This window comes from Aureibacillus halotolerans, from assembly GCF_004363045.1.
Classification (GTDB): Bacteria; Bacillota; Bacilli; order Bacillales; family DSM-28697; genus Aureibacillus; species Aureibacillus halotolerans.
In genome coordinates this window covers 207,676-229,823 of the sequence record NZ_SNYJ01000001.1, presented here as the reverse complement: position 1 = coordinate 229,823, position 22,148 = coordinate 207,676, and the positions used below count along the sequence as shown (strand labels likewise).

Here is a 22,148-nt window from a genome sequence, read left to right as displayed (position 1 = left end):
CCGATTCATATAACAGGAATTTGAATTAGCTGGGATGAGTAAATTTAATAATTTTTTATAAGTCATGCCTGAGCATGTAAAGAGCTTTAAAAAATCAAAAGCAACCCCAACACTGAATTTCAAGTTAACCCAGTTATATCTAAGCGTCTCTTCCAAATGTAAGGTGCGAAAGTTGAGTTATACTGTTTGACCTGTTCGTATTAGTTGATCTTGCCCGCATAGTCTTCGGAGATTCGTTCTAATTCGTGTAACAGGATATCTAGTTCCTCGTGCGTAGTTAAGTGGCTGAAGGACACTCGGATAAGTCTTCTCGCAGCAAGAGAGCCATAGCCTCTAGCCATCAATGCTTTTGATGGGTCTTGCTCTCCCGCTTTACATGCTGTCCCTGTGGACACAGCGATATTTTTTTTGTTGAGCTCAAGCATAATATGCTGACCTTCCATAAAGGAACTCGTCACAGCAGCGATAAAAGGGGATTGTCGCTCATGTAAATCCATAAGCTCATATGCCACTTGGGTAACATTCCATTCACGAAGTTTCATATAAAGTGACGAGACATGGTCCATTGTATCTTCTTGACGTAAGCGTGTTTCATTTGCGGCCGTTGTCGCGGAAAGAATTCCTGGGACATCAACTGTGCCTGGTCTTCTTCCGTTTTGATGAGTGATGTTTTTGAATGGGGGCGTATACCGAACAGCGGGGTCCATCCAAAGGATACCTACGCCTTTTGGTCCGTAAAATTTGTGTGCGGAAAGTGTGCACGAGTCAAATGAATACAAATCGCGGGAAAATGGCAAGCGCGCAAATGATTGCACTGCATCGACATGAAAGTGGACAGGTGTATGTTTTAACAGTTGCCCAATTTCCCTCACTGGCTCTATGAAGCCGAGCTCAGACACGACGTGAGAGCAAATAACTAATCCTGTATCGTCGCGTAATGCTTGTTCGACGTCGCTCGCTGTATAAATCCCCTCTTCATTTAGCTTAAGCTCGGTTGCGCTTGCTCCATAAAGACGGACGGCCCGTTCGACGGCCATATGAATGGAAGGGTGCTCTAACGGGGAGTAGATGATATTTCTTTGATAGGAAGGCTTTGCTGCAATAATGCCGATAATGGCAAGAATATTCGCCTCCGTCGCCGTTGATGTAAATGTAACTCCGCTTGGTTCTCCGCCTAGCCACTCACCGAATAAGGAGCAACATTGCTGAATGGCGTTGCTGGCATCGGTGCCAACGTCGTACAGCCCTTGTGTGTTTCCATAATACGTTCTGGCAGCTTCAACGTATGCCTGTAAGGCTTTTTCGCTCATTGGCGTTGTAGCTGCATAATCAAAATAATGCATTCGTGTGACCTCCTATAAAACGTTCCATTTAGTTTGAGAAGCTTGAGGATTAATTTCTATAAAAATGCCTTGTCATAACTATAATTATGTGTAAAGATATGTGTCAAGACACTTGGGTGATAAGTTGATTTCTCAAGGTCTCGGATTCTTGGAAAATGATAAAAAATAGAGGTGTACCTTGATGCACACATCCTTCTATGATTGCGTCATTATTGGTTCTGGCTTAGCAGGTCTTACAGCAGCATTATCTTTACCAGATACTATGAACATCCTTGTGCTTGCGAAAGGCACTTGTGAGCAGTCAAGTTCTTGGAAAGCCCAAGGTGGTGTCTCGGCAGCAACGGAAGCGGAGGATACGTGGTCGCTTCATAATGAGGATACACGTCAAGCAGGGGCAGGGCATTGCCATCACAAAAATACGTCTATTATGACCAAAGAAGCGACAACAGCTATGAGATTTCTCTCGAATTGTGGCGTCCGGTTTTCCCCTCATATCCATCAAGAAGGGGGCCACCAACAAAGACGAATCCATCACATTGATGGAGATCAAACGGGGGTAGGGTTGATCACTGCGTTGTTGAATTCCCTTACGCCAAATATAGAGATTGCATTTCATCACACAGTCGTCGAACTCGCTGTCAATGCAGAAGGCTGTTGTATCGGTGCACATGCTGTCTCGCGAGAAAATCAACAGCAAACGTATCTCAGCCCTGCAACGATCATCGCTTCAGGAGGATGTGCTGATTTATTTGCTCATTCTTCAAACGGTGGCGGGTCGATAGGGTCAGGCGCTGCACTCGCGCTTAAAGCAGGAGCACTTCTGACAGACATGGAGTTTATGCAATTTCACCCAACATTATTGCTAGATCACGCCGGTCAAAGCATTGGTTTAGTGTCTGAGGCTGTGCGTGGAGAAGGTGCTGTATTGGTGGATGGCACCGGAAATTCATTTATGAAGGAGATCCATGCGTTTGGAGACCTTGCCCCAAGAGATGTCGTTGCTCGTGCAATTCATCACAAACGAGGGCATGGGGAAGACGTATTTCTTGATATATCTTCCATACGGCATTTTGCAGTGCAATTTCCTAGAATTGCTGCGATGTGTAAAGCACATGGCTATGAACATAGTACAAAACTGCCAGTTTCACCTGGAGCTCACTATATGATGGGTGGCATTGTCGCTACTATGGATGGAGAGACGACTGTTCCGGGGTTGTATGCGATTGGCGAAGCTGCGTGCACAGGTGTTCATGGAGCGAATCGCTTGGCGAGCAATTCCTTGCTCGAAGCCATTGTCTGTGGTCAAAGAGTCGCTGTCTGCATTTCCTCAAAGGAAAGCTCGTCATCGCTGCTCCACCCTGAGACGACCTCTCACATGCTGCAAATACCTCGTCAACGTTTATCTGCACAACATTTGCAAGTCGAAATGACGAAAGCTTGTGGCATTGTTCGTGAAAATAAAGGGCTCTCCATGTTGCATAGTCAGCTTAAACCAATCGCTGAAATGGCACTAGGCGTCGATTGGAGACGTTTGTCTGTTAAACAAGTGGAACTGCTGCATCGCCTTGTGGTATCGGAACGCATTGTGGCTGCCGCAAGACTTCGGACAGAAAGCAGGGGCGGCCATTATCGAAGCGATTATAGAAATCCAGAAAAGCATTGGGAAAACAAACGCATCAATCACCACAAATCATCACTGTGGAAAGGGGATATAGAGAGTGCAGACATTGCAGCTCAAACGCATGCTTGAAGCGTTTTTAGAAGAAGACCTCGGTCACGGAGACATTACGAGCCAGCCGATTGCTTCCGGAAAGAGAGGGAAAGGGCAATGGATAGCGAAGGAGGAAGGCGTATTTGCCGGAAAAGACGTCATCGATATGCTACCCTTGCTCAATGTATCACAAGACGTGACGATACGTATGCATATCAATGAAGGCGATGTCATTGAACAGGGGACAATCTTGGGTGAAATCGAAGGCCCGCTTCTTTATTTATTGGAGACGGAACGCGTTATCCTGAATTTGGTCCAACGTATGAGTGGTATTGCCACGTTGACGAACAGGGCTGCTCGTTTACTTAATGGTTCGGTCACACGTGTATGTGATACACGAAAAACCACACCAGGCTTGCGCATGCTTGAAAAGCATGCGGTCGTCTGTGGCGGAGGTGTCAACCAGCGCTTCGGTCTGTATGATGGGGCATTAATTAAAGACAATCACATTGCGCTTGCAGGCTCCGTGACCAAAGCGATTGAGTTGGTGCGAGGAGCGGCAGGGCATCTCACGCCGATTCAGGTGGAGGTAGAAACCTATAGCGAGTTTCAAGAGGCACTCAAAGCATCCAATCAGCTTCAAAGCATCCTATTTGATAATGTGTCGCCTGAAACACTTACAGACTGGCTACAAGAGGTTCCAAATCATCTTGTCACAGAAGCGTCAGGAGCGGTGAATATTGAAGATCTGCCTGCCTATAGACCAACAGGTGTTCATTTCGTATCTCTAGGTAAACTCACCCACTCGGCGAAAAGCTTGGATATTAGCTTTAATCTACAAGGGGGTAGAAAGTATGGCACTTGATGTATTGTCCAAGACACTGCGATTGCCAGCACATTACAAACATATGAGCATGGAGGAAATGCACGAACGAATTCACAAGGTGCGTGCAACACTTGGTGAAGAGCTAGTGATCCCAGCGCATCATTATCAAAAGGAGGAAGTGATGCCCTTCGCTGATAAAACAGGAGATTCCCTTGCATTGGCTCAATGGTCATCGACCGTGGACGCGTCATGGATTGTGTTTTGTGGCGTGCATTTTATGGCTGAAACAACGGATATTCTTACAAAGGACAATCAAAAGGTATTGCTTCCAGATGAACGTGCAGGTTGTTCAATGGCAGATATGGCGAATCATTACCAGTTGTCGCGATCATGGGAATATTTACAAAAACGTTTTGGTGATACGATTATTCCTTTGACCTACGTCAATTCAACAGCAGCAATTAAAGCATTTTGCGGTGATCATGGTGGGGCGACATTAACCTCCTCAAATGCAAGAAAGGTGATGGAATGGGCCTATTCAAAAAAGAAACGCATTCTATTTCTGCCTGATCAACACTTAGGGAGAAATACAGCATTTGATATGGGGATTCCGTTAACGAAGATGGGCATGTGGGATCCAATTACCGATACATTGAAAAGTGAACTTGCAGGCAATGAGGAGGACCTCGTCTTGCTTCTCTGGAAAGGTCATTGCTCGGTTCATCAAGGATTTACGACGGCTCAAATTGCTACGTTACGTGAGGAAACTCCAGATGTTCGAATTATTGTTCATCCAGAATGTCCGTTTGATGTGGTTCAAGCGGCAGACGTTTCAGGCTCCACCGCCGCCATTATAAAAGAAATTGAAGCGTCTCCTCCAGGTTCAAAATGGGCTGTTGGCACCGAAATGAATCTTGTAAATCGACTAAAAGCGCAGCACCCAGACAAAGAAGTAACGTCGCTAAATCCCCATATGTGCCCATGTTTAACAATGAATCGCATCGATCTTCAGCATTTGACATGGTCCATTGAACAAATTGCACTTGGGCAGCCTGTCAATCAAATCAAAGTCGATCAACAAACGGCGTCATCAGCACGGCGCGCAATTGATCGGATGTTTCAGCTTGCTTAATCGACAAAAAAGCGATTCCATGTTTCATAGGGAATCGCTTTTGATATGAAATCGCTTACTGAATTAACTATAGTTACTCGCTGGCTCGGCTTCTTTTTTTGTATAATCCTGATTCTCCTCCTCTTCCTCATCAGTACTGTAAAACGATTCTTCGCTATAAAGGTCCTTGTGTGCTGACGATTGAGAGTTAGGAGAGGTATCACTGTCTTCAGTTGTTTCAAAAATTTGGACACTTAATTTATATTTTTTGCCGCGATCTTCGATAAATGGATAAAGCGCTTTTAATTTGTCGATAATCTCACTCGATGTGAATGTGCCAGTCACGTTAAAAGCCAAACGGTCTTCATTTTCCTGCTCATGGTTAAAACGATAAGCGGGCAATATGCTTTTGGAATCCACTGATGAGTGTGTTGTTCTTTTTTGAAGCAGCGCTAGTGTTTTTTCCACGTCAGTGCTTAAATTATTTTGCTGCTTCTGGCCTTGTCCATTAGAAAATGAACCATTGAGTTTCCTATCCGCTTGCTCAATTTTACGTCGTTGATTGTAGACTGTAGCTGTACTTACATCCCAGAGTTGTGCGAGCTCTTGAGCAGAATTTTGATTTAAGTACAACTGGATAAGTTCATTCTTTTGATGGACAGGTAATAGCTGGAAGCGAGTGTAAGGAATCGTTTCTTTCCTGTAACTTTCCATTTGTTCCTCTTCGACAGGGACTGTTCGTTTCGTATGCTTTTTCTCTCGCAATGGGATGCCTAGTTTTTTCATCATGGCATAAAGTTTATAATACGGACAGCCTAGCATCTCGATGATTTCCGCTGTCTTCATCGTTTCTCGCCATTCTCGAATATGATGTTCTTGTTCAACCAAAGGTTTCTCTACTAATTCTTGGTAGCGCATGAATGTCTCCTCCTTGGGGCATATTTTATTTTTATTAATTCTGAATTCGTTATTGATCGACAAACTCCTTCTTATTTTTATAAAAAATTTGTTTCTCCTTCATTTTCTGAATTATTGAGATCAAGCTCTCCTTTTTAGTGGTAATGTTTCATTTGGAAAATGATTGAAAATAGGTCTGAACTTAAAAAATGACGTGTTGGAGATATCTCCAACTCTCTCGAACACTGAATCGAAACAATTCAAAAACTGCCCTCAAAGTCCGTAGTAGACTTTCAGGGCAGCTTAGAATTAAAAGTCAATTGCGAGCATGGCAAGATATACAGTAACTGCTTGTGAAAAGCTTTTGACGTCGAGCTGTGTTCGTTCAATAAATTTATCCACACGGTATTGCAAGCTATTTCGATGAATAAACAACGCTTTTGACGCGGTCGTAATGTTCATATTGCACTCTAGGAAGGTACGAATACTGTCCATCAGCTCTTTGTCGTCACGAATGTCAGAAAGCAATAGCTGTAGCTCTTCTCTTGCTTCAGGAGACGAATGGGAAAGAAGGAAAAGGGGAAGCTGATGGCTATGTGTGAATACATGAGCTTTCGTATTAAGTGTCCTTGTTAGGTCAAAGCTTTCTTTCTCCAGACGATAAGAAATTGGAGAACGAAGTCCAGCTTCTGCAATCTGACCAACGTATAAATGGACATCTGTATAGAAATCACCTGTGAGCGCTTCGGCTAAATCTTCATAAGCAATCGCTTCTTCCAGCTGTGCATTCTGTGGCTCCACTAAAACACCTCGATGGAGCGTCTCCCATAAAAGAACAGGTTCATAAGGGTAAAGCCCAATAATGGCCTCTTCAAACGCATTTCGATCGAGAAGGGCTTCTTTCATATGAAAATGGAGCAGGCGGTAGGAAGGCAATTCTTCAGCTGGAGGATTCGTTGTAAATAAAAGCTGGTGCCAAGGCTTTTGATGAGAACTCAAGGACCGTTCATCCACATGCTCCAAGTCAAGAAACAACGTAAGCAGCTGTCTTTCTTTTGTCGTCATTGCCACTTTTCGAACACCAATCCATTCGCCTTTGAATTGAAACCATTCAAAGGCGTCAACATCCGTCGTCGCATCCGTCTCAGCTTCTATGATGACGTTATGACGAAAAATCTGTTTTAATTGGTCAATCACAGATTGATTAGCCATTCAATTTCAGCGCCTTTCTACAACGTCCTTTCATTCGGAAAGCTGCTTTATTTGTCCTTCAAGTGTCGCATACAAAGCAATGACCTGCACATCGGGATACCATGATTGAATAATTTCAGCAGCCTTCTCGGTCATCGTGCATTGCTCTCTCTCAGGCGCCGGGTTGCCCGCACAGCCTTCATGCCCAACTACAGCGACGAGGCTGGAGTGGTGAATGAGAATAGAGACGTCTAGCATCTTTTTGAATCGTTTAATATCGTCTTCAGTACCATCTAAGATCAGTTTGTTCGGACCGGCATCCGTAATCGAGTCAACGTATTTGGCGTTGTGTGTTTCTTGCATCCATTGTTGAACAGACTCCTGTACGCGTCCATCCATACAGTTTATAACAGTAACGAATTCTTTTTGTGTCATGTGAGACCCTACTTTCTATTAATAGTGTTTAACGATGGCTTGAATGCCTTCATGAGCATCCTGCCAGTCGCTTTGTGAGATTGGCGAAAGAGAGGCTGTATGTGTTTCAGCTGTTTGGGTTGTGACCTCAATCGCCAGTCGTTTGGCATCAGCAAGCTGTGTATTGACGAGAGCGATATTCCATGGCTGATAGACGTCAGTTGCATTTTGGCTCCACTGCTCAAGCAATTCCTCTACGATGGCAAAAAGCGTCGATTGCGCATCCGTTCGACCTGACCCTTCAATAAAGTGTCGTGAAGACTTAATTTGCTTTTGCAACTGCCTAATGACGGTCTGTTCGACTTGAATATCTGCAATTGGGTCAGGCACTGCTTTTTTCTCCGGCTCATAATGAGGAAGAGTTGTGTGAAAAGCGTCCGCTAATGGGGTTTCCCATGACCGGTACATGTCTTGGATCAGCACTGTTGCCTTTTGTTCTAAACGTAATGCGGTCGCCCTGAATTCTTGCACAAGGGCAGTATTTATCATTTGAAGGAACTCCTTGACCCCTTCAGCGATGCCTTCTTGATAAGATGTTCCATAAAATAGTCCGGGGTGGAAGGCTTGCTTAAACCATGATGTTGCATTCAGCATGGTGCGTTGGCGTACATGATACAACAATTGGGCGGTCTCGTTTTGGATGGCGTCTAATTGAGGTTCCGCGTTTTTTTCATTCATTGACGCTGTTAATTGCTTCGCCTGCGCTTCAATGACCGTGATTTTTTCTGTACGCTTTTCTTCAGACAGCTGCGCGTTTTCTAACGCTTCTTTAATGACGTGATCGAGAAAATGGAGTTCCTGAATGGCTTCATTGGCGACTACGGCAGATAGCTCATGTTGAACAAATTGTTGGAAGGCTGTTTGAAAGTCGGCTAAACCAGACTGCACCTTTGTTTCATTATGCAAGGCTTGTCTGCTGGAGACAGAAAACAGTTTTGGTCTAAAAATGTGACGCTCTGCAAGCTGCTGCTGCACATATGTCTCGACATCATTCAGCTCATCGGCATTTGCCGCAAGATCCTTCGCATTAATGATGAAGAACATTTTATCTAAAGCAAAGGCGTCCTTCACTTTGCCAAGCTGGTCGAGGAATTCACGATCCGCTCGCGAAAAAGCATGGTTGTAATACGTCACAAAAAGAATGGCATCCGCATTTTTGATATAGTCAAACGCCACAGACGTATGCCGGCTATTGATTGAATCTGCCCCAGGGGTGTCTACAAGTGCAATTCCTTCAGATGTCAGTGGAGAATCAATATGCACATCAATGGAATCTACATAGCAAGCCAATGCTTCGTCAGCGATATAGGCCTCATATTGATCAGGACCAACGGTAAAGGCTGTCCCAATATGTGATTTTTGTGTCGCCCAGCCTTTGAGAAAGGCATTGAAAAACGCTTGATTTGCGCCGGCATTTTCTGGCCATGACAGCGTAGAACGTAGCAACTCGATATCGTCTAATTGAGTGACTTGTTTTCCTGTTGGAGCTAAGGCGTGATTCACATCGTCAAGAAGGTCGTCGCCCTGTTTCATATGAATGGTGGCATGTCTGTCAGGATGAGTTTCATCAATGGGGTAAATGCGATTGACGGCAGCCGTCGTTGGTTGTGGTGACACTGGTAAATAAGAGCCACCTAAAAGCGCATTGGCAAAGGATGATTTTCCAGCAGAGAAGGCGCCGAATAAAGCGACCGTAAAGCGTTTGTTTTCAATCCGTTTCGCCTTTTCAAGCAGGCGGAGACGCGATTGCTCCAAATTAGTCACACTCGTTAAACATTGTGCAGCCCTATATAAATCGGAAAGCAATTGCTCTTTGTTTACGTCGTTTGTGGCCATTGAATAAAGAGGCTCGTTTTCCTCCGTCGTATGTAATTCATCCTCCATTTGTGTAGAGAAGTCTGGTAGTGGCTCTGGCTGTTTAGGTGCCAGGAGTTGTTCCAGCAACGAATGCTTAACGGGAGTAGGGGCTTCGAGCTCTGATAGAAGAGCCGCTTTTGCTTCGGCTAGCTTTTGGTCGAGCGTTTCTAGCTTATTCGCAGCGTCCACCAATGCTCCCCAACGGGAAACGTCATCCGCCTGGGCGCGTTTCTTTTCCTCAATTTGAGTTGTGAGTGCTTCAGCCCCTGCATCTATAAGTGGAAAGAAGGCTTGCTTGGCAAGATGGCGTATGTGGCTCATTACGTCATCTCTATATTTTAGCACGTAGTCAGGGTTGGCTGTGGCACCGGGTTGAATTAAGCTGTGCAAGTCTTTTGGCTGATATGGAAGTGTGGTTTGAAAAACAGCTGCCTGCACATTCGGAGAGGTGACTTCTACAGACTGAAAATGGGTTTGAAGCGTATTTTGTAAATTGCCAAGCAAATGCTCCAAGCCATTCTGAAGGCTCTCGTTTAATTGAGTAAGTCGCTCCTGACGAATGGTTTCCACCTTTTTTTTCGTTGAAAACAATCCAGGCTTAAAATTGGCTTCCATCGCTTCTAGGTACACTCGGACTTGTTCTCTCACATCAAACGAGAACAAAGGGGCGTTATACGCGGTTTGTTCAATGTCCTGTCGAGCGGCTTTGATGAACGCATCCCTTTTCGCTTCTGCTTGTTGGATCTCGTCTGAGAAGAGCTGAAGACTTTCTGTCGCCGCCTGGATATCGTTTTCATCTGCATCAGCAATGATGTGTTCATTTAATTGCCTATCTTCTTCTTGCTGCATACGTAGCCATTCAATATGCTCGTCGACTAGCATACGCGCAGCATGCTGGTCCGTTTCGCCACGATTGTGCTGATGCGTATGTAGAAATGCTTGCAAGTCTGCCCATTCATTTTTCTTAAGCCCAGGTGCCTGGACAGAAATGAAAAAGAGATGTTCTGTCGGAATGTCGTACTGCTTAAATGCAGTCTCGGTATCACGTCGAAATTGCTCAATTTCGATTTCAGTGTCAAGGAGTTTATCCATTTGTGTCACGACAAGAACGATCGGTTTACCAAGCGCTTTTATAGATTGTAAAAACTGTACATTGACGTCTGATTGCACGTGGTTGCAATCCATACAGTATACGACCATGTCAGCTAAGTACATGCCTTCCTCGGTAGCTCTTTGATGGGCTTCGTCGACGGAATCGACACCTGGCGTATCAAGCAAAGTGCATCCGCTTTCAAGTCGTACGTCAGGGTGACGTAATTCAACCGATTCCACATCGTCTCCATTTGTGAGCAAAGGTCGCAAGTCAGAAGCAGTAAACGGGATAGGGAGTGCATAGGTAGCACCAGCCATCGTAGACACGACTGCAGATGCGTCTCCTTTTTTGACTTCAACTAAGTTAGCACTTGTAGGGATGGGACTTGAAGGCAGTAAGGTTTGGCCAATCAAAGCATTAATTAAGCTTGATTTACCTGCGGAAAAATGACCGCACAAAGCAATATGCCATTCATTCTCTGCGGCTTTTTGTATGCGTCTTTGGAGCTTTTTGGCTGTTTCTTGATCACCAGTGAGTTGTATGTGTTGATATAGTCCTAGAAATTCTTTTAAGGACGAATGGTCTAATGAGGCAATCATGAGCAATTCCTTTCTGCAAGCGCAATGAGGTTTAATAAAAAAATAGCATTCCCTATTCGAAATGACAAGTAAACAACAGTTCCGATAAAGCGTGGTACAATGAAACATACTAATCTAATTCTATAATAGGATAGATGAAATCAACGTCAAATGACAGGCAGGAAATGGAGGGAGACATGTGAAATATGCAGTGGGAATTGTTACTGGATGGATTCTCATGCTGGTCTGTATGTACAGTATGCCAGTGTTCACTGGACATGGAACAGGGTCAGTGTTGCTTACGTTGACCTCTTGGCTGCCAGTCGAAATAAACATAGACCTCTTGAATATTATTGTTCGAAAGTCAACTCATTTTATACTTTACGGCGCGTTGGCTGTTTTACTATGGAGGGTCTTGAGAAAAGTGAAGTACGCCAAGCAGCTCGCATGGATGATCGCGACAGGCTGCGGAGTATTTGATGAGCTTTGTCAAAGCTTTATCCCGTCACGGACTGGCGTCTGGTATGATGTTGTTATTGATTCAACCGGAGCGTTTTTATTTCTTCTTCTCGCTTCCGCTATTTGGAATAGGAAAGGAAAAAACGCACATGCAAAGGAGGAGGGGTATGTATGAAGAAAGCGATGTATTTGGTCCTCCTGCTTGTCCTCTTATTGGTTGCTTGTCAACAACAAAACAGTGCATCGGAAACCCCCGGCGCTCAGCCACCTAAAATGACTGATTTGTCAGCTGAGCCAGTAAAACCAATGACCCAAACCTCGCAACGAGCGGCGGATTTGCTTGCCATTGTGCAGCAGGGAACGTCGCAAAACAGTGTGAAAAGCGCTCTAGGTGAACCGAGCGCCCAAATGCATAGCGCAAAAGGAGAAAAGCTGCTTTGGCGCTATGACATAGGCGCATTGCAAACCTTTACACCAGCATCAAACGAAGAGGACGAAGTTGACACTGAGGCGTTAAAGGAAGGGTTGCTGCAATTCCAGCTATTTTTATTTTGGTCAGAGGATCAAAAAGTGCAAGCGTATTCACTGCACTTCGTAGAAGAAGGTGGTGCGCTGAAAAACCCTCGTATGTTGCCCAATGGTGAGATTGTGAATGAATAAAGTGCATCATTAAAAACATCACTAGCGAGACTCTAGCGGCATAGCAATCACGATGAGGTCCTTTCGAATCGATGATGCCCTGGGGTGCAAGGGAATGACGACCGCTCCGTCAACACACTTCGCTTTCTGTGGGGCACGGCTTCAGCTTCCTCGGAATCTTGCTTTCCTGCGGGATCTTCAGCTCGCGCTGATCCCACTAGAGTCTACGTATGTTGACTTCGCTGGGGTTTGCTTCTGCGTACATTGTTTTTATTTTTTATTGGTCTCCGTCTAACGGGGAAAAAAGCGTGTGAAGGCGTGAGTGCTTACCAATCAAGACAAGGTAGTGCATCGTTTCATGCAAAGTTACATCACCTAGTGCTTATTGATGAAGTGGTGGATTTAAGATTTGTTTATAATTAAGATAACTTGGGCAATTGATGCAAGGTGAAATAGATCAATTGACCTCTCCAAACAACGCCTACTGTATTCAGTAAATAAGAATGGTGCCTGTGCTCACAATTCTGTATTTCTAAAAGGTCGTCTTCAGTATTGAAGCGGACTTCTACTTCCTAGATCACTAAAAGAGTCTTTTTTATATTGTTATTAAATTATAAATGCGGATCATTAAAAGCAGCCACTAGTAAGACTCCAGCGGCAAAGAAAACACGATGAGGTATTTTCGAATCGATGTTGCCCTTATGCCCTTTAGGGTGCGAAGAAATCACGAGCGCTTCGTCAAAATACTTCGCTTTCCGCGGGCACGGCTTCAGCTTCCTCGGAAAGCGAGCTTTCCGAGGGGATCTTCAGCTCGCGCTGATACCGCAGGAGTCTGCGTATTTTGACTACGCTGATGTTTGTTTCTGTGTAAATATGTTTTTATTTGTCCCGGTCTCGTATGACGAGTAAGAAAGCGTGTTAAGGAGTGATTGCTTACCAAACAAGACAAGTAAGTGCATCGTTTCATTCAAGTTGGATCACCTAGTGCAGTATTGATGCTGAGGTGGACTTATGTTTAGATAACAACGCTGGCTGTGCATGAGTAAGAGCAAGGTGAGATAAACCAATTAACATCTTGAGAACAAAACCGGCTGTATTCAGTGGATATAATGGAAAGCGAGCGTAGGGCAGCTTGTATAAAAAGCAACCCTAGCTATGAATTTCAGGTTTGCCCAGTTATATCTAAGCTTGTCTGCAAAATGTAAGGTGCGAAAGTTGAGGTAACAAAATATCACAGCGAAGAAGCGTATCCCAGACGAATGTACTGATACGCTTCTTATCTTTCACGTTACTACGTCCCTTCCTCATTGCGTTTTCAAACCCTCATATCCTTCCTTATAAAAGGCATAGGCCATGGCTCTGTAACCCGCATCATTTGGATGAAGGTCATCAAAGGATAAATAGTGTGGGATGTTGCCTTCAAATTGAGCGTACACATCTGCCACAGCTATGCGGGGCGTTTCTAAGGACAACAAAGCGCTATTGCAAGCCACGACCCACGTATTGAATACGTTGTCATGGGGCCAAGGGTTATAAAGGTTGGCAATACGGATAAGCGGAGGATGCGTTGGCTGAAACGAGTATAAAAAGGTAATCATTTTTTTTAGCTGGTGAATGATCTGAGAAAGAGCTTCTTTCAATACCTTTTCATCTTTTGTAATCATATATGTCCTCGCTGCTCGAAGCATATCATTGCTGCCTGCCGTGATGGTGACTAGGGAACAGGTTGTCAACCATTGTGTAGGCAGTGTTTTAAGTGCTGAATATAGCTCGCCGCTCGTTCTTCCTGATTTTGCAAGCAAATGTGTTTGCACAGGTATACGCAACGTGTCCGTTGTAACTGTAGCGTAAGGCCCAATAAAGCCCGTTGAAAAAATACTACCTCCAACACCTACAGTAAGTGAATCGCCAATCGCCAAATAGCGGATAGGTGGCTTCATCATTCTCCCTCATTTCTAAAACAAAGCACGTCCAATGGATAAGATAGTGTATGAAATGGAAAATGAAATGTGAGGGCAAATGACTGAAGCAAAAAGGTTTTTTCTCAGTGAATATTGGGAAGACTACAGGTAAGCATGAAGCAAAGCCTATTAAAACCCTTTGGAGGTGTTAATGATGGCGCAAGATGTGTTATGTGAGGTGCGAAATTGTCAGCACTGGGCAGAAGGAAACCAATGTCAGGCCGATCAAATTTTCGTTGTAAGTCATCACGGAAAACATGCAGGTCGACAAGAGGAAACAGATTGCAATACGTTTAAACCAAAAGTGTAAAAATGCGAACACTAAAACGCCAAGTCCTTTTAAGGACCTGGCGTTTTAGTCTTTGATAGGAGCTACTCTTCCCTAAATTTAAGTCGTTTCACGAATGACGAGAGAATGAGGAATAATCACTCGTTTAATGGGCTCATTTGGCTGTGAAATATGTTGGATGAGACTTGTCACTGCTTGATACCCTAAATCCAGCGTATTAATTTCCATGCTTGTTAGTGGTGGACGAGACATATCAGCCATCATAGTGTTATTAAAACTGACGATGGCGATGGATTCAGGAACGCTAATGCCTAAATCATTACAAACACGAAGGACACCAAGCGCCATGAGGTCGTCTGTGACAAGCATTGCCGAAGGTGGATCTGGAAGGTCAAGGAGTCCCTTTACGGCTTCTTGACCACCCGAAGATAAAAATTCTTCATGCACGCAATAGGCATCTCTAACAGGAATATCGGCGGTTTCTAAAGCTTCACGATAGCCAAGAAGACGTTCCATTGTCACGGTGAGCTTTCGACTTCCTCCGATAAATGCAATCTTCGTGTGCCCTTTTGTAAGCAAATGTTTTGTCGCTTCATTCGCAGCACTAAAATTATCATTGTCCACATGGGTAATTTTATCTTTGTATTTGTACGGCTTTCCTATTAATACGAAAGGGAACTTCCGCTTGTATAAGTAGGACAGGATGTCATCCTCGACTTGAGAGGAGAGCAAAATGACGCCATCCACTTTTCTTCCTTGGACAATTTGGACGACCCCATCATAAATTTCCTTGTCTGATTTTCCTGTCGTCATCAAAAGTGTATATTGCGCGTTCTGTGCCCCTTCAGATATCCCTCTTAGAAGTGTTAAGAAAAAAGGATTCTGAAAGACAATGTCTGTTGACCTTGGCATGATAAGCCCTAGCGATTGCGTTGATTGAGAGGCTAGACTTCTCGCAATGGCATTTGGATGATACCCGAGCTCATGCATGGCGTCCCGAACCTTCTTTTTTGTGCCATCGCTAATGCGTGGATTGTTTGCAATCACTCTTGAAACTGTAGAAGTCGCCACATTGGCTAATTTTGCAACATCTTTTATCGTCACTGACACTAGGTTATACCTCTTTTCTCACGCTGTCCATGATGCATTTAGCATACTTAAGTCAGGCATTGAATTCAAGCATTGGCGAGAGTCATCCCTTCGTGCCGCCAGCGGTTAAGCCTGAAATTAGAAATCTTTGTAAAAAGAGAAAGATGATCGCAATTGGGATGGCGATGAGAATCGAACCTGCGGCAAAACGTGTGAAATTCGCTCCGAATTCTTGATTGATAAAATTAAATAACCCTAGCGCTAACGTGTAATTTTCTGTACTTCTTAGGACAATTCGAGGCAAGATGAAGTCGACAAACGGCGTCATGAAATTGAATAGGGCCACCACTGCGAGAATTGGTTGCGCAAGGGGAAGCAGGATGCGAAAAAACACCCCGAAATGACCGGCACCATCAATTTTTGCTGCTTCATCAAGCTCTTTAGGTAACGTGTCAAAATACCCTTTGACGAGCCATGCGTTAAATGGAATTTGCCCGCCAACATAAACGAGAATTAACCCATAGAGATTGTCGTAAAGACCAATCAAGTTTAACAGGATGTAGATGGCCACCATTGCCATAATCGAAGGGAACATTTGCAGGACGAGAAAGGCATAGAGGCCATACGTCCGTCCGTGAAAACGATACCTCGAAAACGCGTAGGCAATAAATGCTGTAATAATAACGGAGAAAAAAGAATTCGCTACAGCGACGATTAAGCTATTTTTGTACCAAATCAAGTAATCACTGTTTGGGTCTGTAAATAGCCATTGGTAGTGGCTGAAGGAGATGTTTTCTGGAATCATCGTATTCGAAAACATACTAGATCCTTCATTGAGAGACATCCCCAGTGTCCATAGAAGAGGGTAGCCAATAATCAGTGCCATGAAGCCTAGAAACAAGTAGATCAATGATACTTCTAGACGAGAGCGCAGCGTTTTATTCATTTAGCGCTGATCCTCCTTAAATGCCGCTGTTTTTCTAAATTGGTAGACGGCGAAGCTTGTCACAATCAATCCTAAAACAAGTGTAATTGCAGCTGCCATGCTGTATTGATTTTGGGTAAAGGTGAGGTCGTACACCCAAGAAATTAAAATATCCGTCCCGCCTGCCGTTTGACCAGGAACAGCCGGACCGCCATCATTAAACAAATAAATGATATTAAAATTGTTGAAGTTGCCCGCATATTGCATGATCAGTAACGGTGCGGTAGCAAATAAAATATGTGGCAACGTAATGAAGCGGAATTTCTGAAATCGTGTGCCGCCATCCACATCAGCCGCCTCATACCAATCCCGCGAAATGCTTTGCAATACACCGGTAAATAGAGCGAAAACAAAAGGGAAGCCGAGCCAGGTTTGAATGAGAATGAGAGCAACTTTTGCCCAAAAAGGGTCCATCATCCAAGGTAAGCCAGCTCCGAATATCGGTTCAAGTAGATCACGATTGATGGCTCCGAACTCTCCATTAAACAGGGCAGCAAAAATAAGAATCGTGACAAAGGAAGGGACCGCCCAAGGCAAAATTAAAACCGTTCGAATCAGTCGTTTAAAGCGAATTCGTTCGTCGTTGACTAATAACGCTAATAATAGACCAAGTCCGACCTGTAATGTCGTGGCGACAAACGTCCATACCAACGTCCAAGAGAACACACTGACAAACGTATTTCGCCAAGCTTCGACCTGAAAGAAACGAATGAAATTGTCGAAACCAACCCAACTCAGAAGATTGCGCGGCGGAGAATTAAACAGGCTATAATCTGTAAAGGCGAGTGTGATCGTAAACAAAATTGGCAAAATCGTCACAAAGGTGAGCATGACAAGTCCTGGTGTGACAAAAAGGTATGGGAAGCCTTGATCCCAAGTATGACGTATCGTCTGCTTCATCGTTGGATTCGATAGTCCCATTTGCAATCTTTGGGCATTTTTTCTGGCGTCCATTACATTTAAGACATGAAGTGCCAGAAAAAACAGAAGGAGCAAAAGGGCAATAATTCCTTCAATGAGTAAAAAGACAGAATGATGTTCAATAGGGATAATGCCTAACGTTCTCAATCCCCATAAGCCATCATTTAGAAAGCCTGCAAAAACAACGAGAAAGGCCATCTCAAGGATGATGAAGCCACCACCCTTGAAATAACGGCGATTGTACAACTGCCCAAGACCAGCAAAAACAATAGAAAGAATGGTTGCAATCGTTGGGTTATGATTTGCGTTTTGATGTTCCTTCAATGGCGTATTCACGGTTGGTTTAGGTGAAGGTGACATAGTTATCCGCCTTTCGTCGAACAGCCATGTTTATTGCCCTTGGCTCATTTCGATATTGGTTTGAATCGTATTCTTGGCGTCAGTTAGAGAAGCTTCGACGTCTTCTCCTTGTGCAATGAATAATAAGGCATTGTTAAATGGCTCCCAAACCTGCTGCATGGCAGGAATGCTTGGCATTGGTTCGCCATAGGAGACTTGTTCTGCAAACGCTTGGATGTATTCATTGCTCGTGATGACATCTCCTTCTAATGCACTCTTGTTGGCAGGCATCTCACCAGCAACTTCAAAATAATGATTTGAATTTTCTTCGTTCGAAATGTATTTTGCCAATTCAATGGCCCAATGCTGGTTTTCTGAATAGCTGTTTACCATCCATGACTTCACACCAACAAAAGAAACAGGGACATTTCCATTCGACAGCTTTGGCAATGGGGCGGTTCCAAGGTTTTCACCAAGCCCTTTTTGATAATCTGGCAATGCCCAAGGGCCGTTGATGACAATACCAACCTTGCCTTCAGCGAAAAGGCCATTAATAATATCAGGATTTACTTCAACGGGGATATACCCATTTTCATACCATGAAGAAATCAACTGTCCGCCTTCAATCGCACCTTCATTGGCAAGGCCGATATCTGCCGCATCATATCCGGTTTCTTCGTTATGACCAAACACATACGCCCCAAACCCAGCGAAGAAGGGATAGGAGAAATATAAATTAGCCGCTTCCATTAAGAAACCGTATTCATTGTTCGCTGCATTTGTAAGCGACTCCGCAGCAGCTGTGACATCTTCCATTGTTTCTGGGGCGTCAACCAATGCTTTGTTGTAATAGGTGGCATAGGTTTCAACGACCATTGGAATCCCATATGTTTCACCTTCATACGTTACAGCTTTCAATGCATTTTCCGTATAATCTGTTTCAGCATCTCCTAAATCAATCGGCGCAGCTAAGTTTTGTAGCACGATGTTGCCGATGCGATCGTGTGGCTGGAAGAATAAATCTGGCCCATTTCCACTTGGTCCATCAAGCGCAAGGGCTTCCACTTGGTCAAGCATATTGATCGGAGTTGTCTCTACCTGTATACCAGTGTCTTCTTCAAACGACGTAAAAATACTTTCAAGTGCTTCACGTTGCGTCTCTTCGTCGTTTACCCAAACGCTAAGACTTGCAGGTTTCTCAGGCGATTCGTCAGATGCAGCTGGAGTAGAAGTTTCTTCCTCCGGTTTCGGTGCAGAGGTCTGTACATCTCCTCTACCTGGTCCACAAGCTGTGAGTACAACAAGCATAAGAATCGTCATCAATGAAAGCCAGTGCTGTTTCATTTAAAGTCCCCCTTGATTTTTGTAAGCGATTACTTTTTGTTCGAAAATGTAACATTGTGCAAGCGGTTGCTCAATGTTACATTTATTATATCGTGCTCCGATAAAATAGCAATCTTTTTTTTGGAGATGAAATTTGACTTGATTATATCTATGTTCTAGGATGGGTTTTGAAGATTAAAATAAGGAGGATCGTTGTGGAAAAATCAGCTGTTTTTCATGAAACGACAAAAAAGTATGCATGCGTTTGCGCTAATGAAACAATTGTACTCCGACTGAAAACAAAAGTGAATGACATCCATTCTGTGAACGTCATTTACGGCGACCCATACGAATGGAAGGATAAGAAGTGGAAAGCATCAGAGCAGCTGATGGAGTTGATTGGGGAAACCGATGTCCATCAATTTTGGGAGGCGAGAATAGCAATTCCCTCCAAACGACTACGCTATGGTTTTGAGCTAATAGATTTTGAAAATGAAAGCGCTTTTTACTCGGAAAAAGGGTGGATTGATAAGTGCCAGATGGACCCTAGCGATTGCTTTTGTTTCCCTTATATTCACAGCAGTGAGCAACATGATTCTCCTGAATGGGTAAAGAAGACGGTATGGTATCAACTATTTCTCGAACGTTTTGCAAACGGCGATGAGTTGAATGATCCTCCTGGTACATTGCCTTGGGGAAGTCGACGACCAAAGGCAAATGATTTTTTTGGAGGTGACTTAGCAGGGGCTTTACAGCACATGGATCATCTCGTCCAACTAGGCATTACGGGCATTTATTTAACTCCAATCTTCGAGGCAACATCAAATCATAAATACGATACGATTGATTATAAATCGTTGGACCCTGCGTTTGGATCAACCTCTACACTGAAATCTTTTATTTCAGCGTGCCATGAGAAAGGCATCCGTGTAATGTTCGATGCGGTGTTTAACCATTCTGGTATTCTTTTTGCTCAGTTTCAAGATGTGTTGGAAAAAGGAAACAGCTCACTTTATAAGGACTGGTTTCACTTTACTGAAGGATCACTGCAGCAAAGTGGGCAAAGCCTTACATATGAGACGTTTGCTTTTGTGGAGACTATGCCAAAGCTCAACACGAAAAACCACGAGGTGAAAACGTATTTGCTTGATGTCGCGGCGTATTGGACGAAAGAGTTTGGAATCGATGGCTGGCGACTTGATGTTGCCAATGAGGTTGACCATGCCTTTTGGAAGGCATTTCGTCACAACATGAGAGCCATTAATCCAGACCTGTACATTCTAGGGGAGGTTTGGCATGATTCATCTCCTTGGCTGGATGGAGACGAATTTGACGGGGTGATGAACTATCCGTTCCTCTCGAATGCCTTGGATCTTTTTGCACGTAAATCCATAACGCCATTGCAGTTTACGGAAAGAATGGTCTCGCTACAGACGATGTATCCACATACGGTGACGGCGCATTTGCTCACATTGGTCGGTAGCCATGATACGCCAAGAATCAAAACAGAATGTGGCAATGACGCCGCCGTTGCTCGTCTCGTCTTTACATTATTGTTTACGTATCCTGGGACCCCTTGCCTCTATTACGGCGATGAAATTGGTTTGACTGGAGGGATGGATCCAGACTGTCGACAATGCATGGAGTGGGATGAAGAGACATGGGATCGCACGTTGTTAGACGATATTCGTATGTTGATCCAGTTAAGGAATCAAGAATCCCTGCTCCATAATGAGGGACAACTACGGTGGCATCGCCATAACTCTCTTGTTTGCTTCTCTCTTGAAGGAACGAAGGAAACCATTTATGTCGTTCTAAATCCTACAGAGGAACAGGCAATGACGACATTCGAGCAGGAAGGGAATTGGGAGGATCTCCTTCAGAACAGCGCACTGGGGCACAAAAAGAACCTTCAGCTGGCGCTTCTTCCAGGTGAACGCGCTGTTCTAAAAGTATCTCAGTAAATCAACACTCGCACCTTTTATTTGGCAGGCACGCTTAGAGATCACTGGGTAAACCTACAATTCAATGTTGTCTCTGTTTTTTATACAAGCTGCCATACGCTCGCTTTCACCCTAAATGGCATTAGGGTGAAAGCGAAGTATTTTGACGAGCAGTCGTAATATATGGTGTAGAAGACTTTTAAAAATGCAGGCTTGTGAACATTAGCACCTCTAAAGCTACACAGGTTTTCAAGATGTCAATAGATCTATCTCACCGTGCTTCAACTCAGGCGCAGTCAACATAAACAGTGTTTTTTGCTCTGCGAAAGTTGAGTCAGTAAGCTTGAGAGGTGTACGTTACGACTTACGCATAAAATATTCCCCTGCTTGATAACGGCCGCGTTCTATATATGTCTCTTTTAAATTCGGCGTATAGGCAGAGAGTTCAGGGTAGTCCATGGCGAGGAGGATTTGTGTTGCCTCCTCGACTTGCCCTCCTTTTGTGAGAGTGATGAGCTCCATGATGTCCTCTCGAATGAGGATGGACGTGCCCGTTTTTTCGGCAAGCTGCCAGCAGGCTAAAGTGACGTCTTCTGCAGAAGTAACGACAATCCCCCGATCAGCCCCATAGAAGGTCGCTGCTGTAAAGGCCTCCTGAACAGATTGCAGCCCAAGCTTGGCACTATAACGTTTTGCTTGGATGACAAAGGGCACACCTTCATCGGAGTAAATAAGCAAATCAGCGCCGAAATCTCTGCTTTTCGCTGTCTGAAAGGTGCGTAAGCCGATTGATGATAGAAGAACAGCTAGGTAATCCTCGAACTCAGCCCCGTCCATTCGATCAATATCCGCTATCGTAATTTTTGCGACATCAAATTTCTTTCGCTTTCGTCGTTTTACAATGAGGATGATAAAAGTGATGAGGATCAGAAGGGAAAGGCCAATGCTTATCCATCCCGAAAAAAATGCCTCGATATTCATGTTTGTTCCCCCTTCGTTTCCCCCTCTATTGTAGCAACCAAACATGCGTACGTACATCAAAAGGAGGACATTCTCCTCCTTCAAATGTGATCATGAATGACAATCATAATGTGGACGAAAAAAAGTCAGGCGTTTTGT

The 22,148-nt window shown here is 44.1% G+C and carries 18 protein-coding genes; 7 read left to right on the top strand and 11 right to left on the bottom strand.

From position 1 onward, the window contains the following. Positions 1-200 precede the first annotated feature (200 nt). The gene (locus tag EV213_RS01100; protein WP_133578628.1) at positions 201-1,343 is read right to left on the bottom strand and encodes an IscS subfamily cysteine desulfurase; all 1,143 of its coding nucleotides are present in this window, start codon (positions 1,341-1,343) and stop codon (positions 201-203) included. 181 nt (positions 1,344-1,524) lie between these two features. Here EV213_RS01100 and EV213_RS01095 point away from each other — a divergent pair, with 181 nt between their 5' ends. Genes EV213_RS01095 through nadA form a run of 3 tightly spaced genes read left to right on the top strand, consistent with a single transcriptional unit; the run spans position 1,525 to position 5,012 of the window. Then, positions 1,525-3,093 carry an L-aspartate oxidase gene (locus EV213_RS01095; RefSeq protein ID WP_133578627.1) on the top strand — a complete coding sequence of 523 codons (1,569 nt, stop codon included), beginning with the start codon at positions 1,525-1,527 and terminating at the stop codon, positions 3,091-3,093. Continuing rightward, positions 3,062-3,919 carry a carboxylating nicotinate-nucleotide diphosphorylase gene (nadC, locus tag EV213_RS01090; protein ID WP_133578626.1) on the top strand — a complete coding sequence of 286 codons (858 nt, stop codon included), beginning with the start codon at positions 3,062-3,064 and terminating at the stop codon, positions 3,917-3,919. The genes EV213_RS01095 and nadC overlap by 32 nt, the downstream gene beginning before the upstream one ends. After that, positions 3,909-5,012 carry a quinolinate synthase NadA gene (gene nadA, locus EV213_RS01085; protein ID WP_133578625.1) on the top strand — a complete coding sequence of 368 codons (1,104 nt, stop codon included), beginning with the start codon at positions 3,909-3,911 and terminating at the stop codon, positions 5,010-5,012. The genes nadC and nadA overlap by 11 nt, the downstream gene beginning before the upstream one ends. 63 nt (positions 5,013-5,075) lie before the next feature. Here the strand turns inward: nadA and EV213_RS01080 are convergent, their stop codons facing one another. The 4 genes from EV213_RS01080 to EV213_RS01065 all read right to left on the bottom strand — a co-directional run bounded on the left by EV213_RS01080 (position 5,076) and on the right by EV213_RS01065 (position 11,102). Further along, positions 5,076-5,909: a hypothetical protein gene (locus EV213_RS01080; protein WP_133578624.1), complete on the bottom strand. Its 834-nt coding sequence runs from the start codon at positions 5,907-5,909 to the stop codon at positions 5,076-5,078. 288 nt (positions 5,910-6,197) lie between these two features. After that, positions 6,198-7,100: a PucR family transcriptional regulator gene (locus EV213_RS01075; protein WP_133578623.1), complete on the bottom strand. Its 903-nt coding sequence runs from the start codon at positions 7,098-7,100 to the stop codon at positions 6,198-6,200. Between the two features lie 30 nt (positions 7,101-7,130). Next, on the bottom strand, positions 7,131-7,514 hold the full coding sequence (locus tag EV213_RS01070; RefSeq protein ID WP_133578622.1) for a carbonic anhydrase: 384 nt from the start codon (positions 7,512-7,514) through the stop codon (positions 7,131-7,133). Positions 7,515-7,532: 18 nt separating this feature from the next. Continuing rightward, positions 7,533-11,102: a dynamin family protein gene (locus tag EV213_RS01065; RefSeq protein WP_166639108.1), complete on the bottom strand. Its 3,570-nt coding sequence runs from the start codon at positions 11,100-11,102 to the stop codon at positions 7,533-7,535. A gap of 178 nt (positions 11,103-11,280) precedes the next feature. On the opposite strand from EV213_RS01065, the gene EV213_RS01060 reads away from it, so the two are divergent. Continuing rightward, the gene (locus EV213_RS01060; RefSeq protein ID WP_133578620.1) at positions 11,281-11,715 is read left to right on the top strand and encodes a VanZ family protein; all 435 of its coding nucleotides are present in this window, start codon (positions 11,281-11,283) and stop codon (positions 11,713-11,715) included. After that, positions 11,712-12,200: a hypothetical protein gene (locus EV213_RS01055; RefSeq protein ID WP_133578619.1), complete on the top strand. Its 489-nt coding sequence runs from the start codon at positions 11,712-11,714 to the stop codon at positions 12,198-12,200. Before EV213_RS01060 ends, EV213_RS01055 begins: the two co-directional genes overlap by 4 nt. 1,283 nt (positions 12,201-13,483) lie before the next feature. On the opposite strand, the gene EV213_RS01050 is transcribed toward EV213_RS01055, so the two are convergent. Beyond that, complete coding sequence (locus EV213_RS01050) at positions 13,484-14,122, bottom strand: SGNH/GDSL hydrolase family protein (RefSeq protein ID WP_133578618.1); 639 nt, start codon at positions 14,120-14,122, stop codon at positions 13,484-13,486. Positions 14,123-14,294: 172 nt separating this feature from the next. Here EV213_RS01050 and EV213_RS01045 point away from each other — a divergent pair, with 172 nt between their 5' ends. After that, on the top strand, positions 14,295-14,450 hold the full coding sequence (locus tag EV213_RS01045) for a DUF1540 domain-containing protein (RefSeq protein WP_133578617.1): 156 nt from the start codon (positions 14,295-14,297) through the stop codon (positions 14,448-14,450). A gap of 78 nt (positions 14,451-14,528) precedes the next feature. Here the strand turns inward: EV213_RS01045 and EV213_RS01040 are convergent, their stop codons facing one another. The 4 genes from EV213_RS01040 to EV213_RS01025 form a co-directional block, all read right to left on the bottom strand. Further along, positions 14,529-15,539, bottom strand: coding sequence for a LacI family DNA-binding transcriptional regulator (locus EV213_RS01040; RefSeq protein WP_133578616.1), 1,011 nt, complete (start codon positions 15,537-15,539; stop codon positions 14,529-14,531). Between the two features lie 82 nt (positions 15,540-15,621). Beyond that, complete coding sequence (locus tag EV213_RS01035) at positions 15,622-16,464, bottom strand: sugar ABC transporter permease (RefSeq protein WP_133578615.1); 843 nt, start codon at positions 16,462-16,464, stop codon at positions 15,622-15,624. After that, the gene (locus EV213_RS01030; RefSeq protein ID WP_133578614.1) at positions 16,465-17,784 is read right to left on the bottom strand and encodes a carbohydrate ABC transporter permease; all 1,320 of its coding nucleotides are present in this window, start codon (positions 17,782-17,784) and stop codon (positions 16,465-16,467) included. Between the two features lie 30 nt (positions 17,785-17,814). Beyond that, positions 17,815-19,107 (bottom strand): sugar ABC transporter substrate-binding protein, encoded by a 1,293-nt coding sequence (locus EV213_RS01025; protein WP_133578613.1) that lies wholly within the window; start codon positions 19,105-19,107, stop codon positions 17,815-17,817. A gap of 194 nt (positions 19,108-19,301) precedes the next feature. Between EV213_RS01025 and EV213_RS01020 the strand changes: the two genes are divergently transcribed. Beyond that, a complete protein-coding gene (locus tag EV213_RS01020) occupies positions 19,302-21,050 on the top strand; it encodes a glycoside hydrolase family 13 protein (protein WP_133578612.1) in 1,749 nt (582 codons plus the stop codon). 336 nt (positions 21,051-21,386) lie between these two features. Here the strand turns inward: EV213_RS01020 and EV213_RS01015 are convergent, their stop codons facing one another. Beyond that, a complete protein-coding gene (locus EV213_RS01015) occupies positions 21,387-22,010 on the bottom strand; it encodes a restriction endonuclease (protein ID WP_166639106.1) in 624 nt (207 codons plus the stop codon). Positions 22,011-22,148: the final 138 nt, after the last annotated feature.

Bases quoted from the DNA above. Each gene is read 5' to 3' on its own strand.
- EV213_RS01025 (WP_133578613.1), bottom strand. From the start codon at position 19,107: ATGAAACAGCACTGGCTTTCATTGATGACGATTCTTATGCTTGTTGTA.
- EV213_RS01100 (WP_133578628.1), bottom strand. From the start codon at position 1,343: ATGCATTATTTTGATTATGCAGCTACAACGCCAATGAGCGAAAAAGCC.
- EV213_RS01065 (WP_166639108.1), bottom strand. From the start codon at position 11,102: ATGATTGCCTCATTAGACCATTCGTCCTTAAAAGAATTTCTAGGACTA.
- EV213_RS01080 (WP_133578624.1), bottom strand. From the start codon at position 5,909: ATGCGCTACCAAGAATTAGTAGAGAAACCTTTGGTTGAACAAGAACAT.
- EV213_RS01015 (WP_166639106.1), bottom strand. From the start codon at position 22,010: ATGAATATCGAGGCATTTTTTTCGGGATGGATAAGCATTGGCCTTTCC.
- nadA (WP_133578625.1), top strand. From the start codon at position 3,909: ATGGCACTTGATGTATTGTCCAAGACACTGCGATTGCCAGCACATTAC.
- EV213_RS01070 (WP_133578622.1), bottom strand. From the start codon at position 7,514: ATGACACAAAAAGAATTCGTTACTGTTATAAACTGTATGGATGGACGC.
- EV213_RS01045 (WP_133578617.1), top strand. From the start codon at position 14,295: ATGGCGCAAGATGTGTTATGTGAGGTGCGAAATTGTCAGCACTGGGCA.
- EV213_RS01035 (WP_133578615.1), bottom strand. From the start codon at position 16,464: ATGAATAAAACGCTGCGCTCTCGTCTAGAAGTATCATTGATCTACTTG.
- EV213_RS01050 (WP_133578618.1), bottom strand. From the start codon at position 14,122: ATGATGAAGCCACCTATCCGCTATTTGGCGATTGGCGATTCACTTACT.
- EV213_RS01030 (WP_133578614.1), bottom strand. From the start codon at position 17,784: ATGTCACCTTCACCTAAACCAACCGTGAATACGCCATTGAAGGAACAT.
- EV213_RS01055 (WP_133578619.1), top strand. From the start codon at position 11,712: ATGAAGAAAGCGATGTATTTGGTCCTCCTGCTTGTCCTCTTATTGGTT.
- EV213_RS01075 (WP_133578623.1), bottom strand. From the start codon at position 7,100: ATGGCTAATCAATCTGTGATTGACCAATTAAAACAGATTTTTCGTCAT.
- EV213_RS01095 (WP_133578627.1), top strand. From the start codon at position 1,525: ATGCACACATCCTTCTATGATTGCGTCATTATTGGTTCTGGCTTAGCA.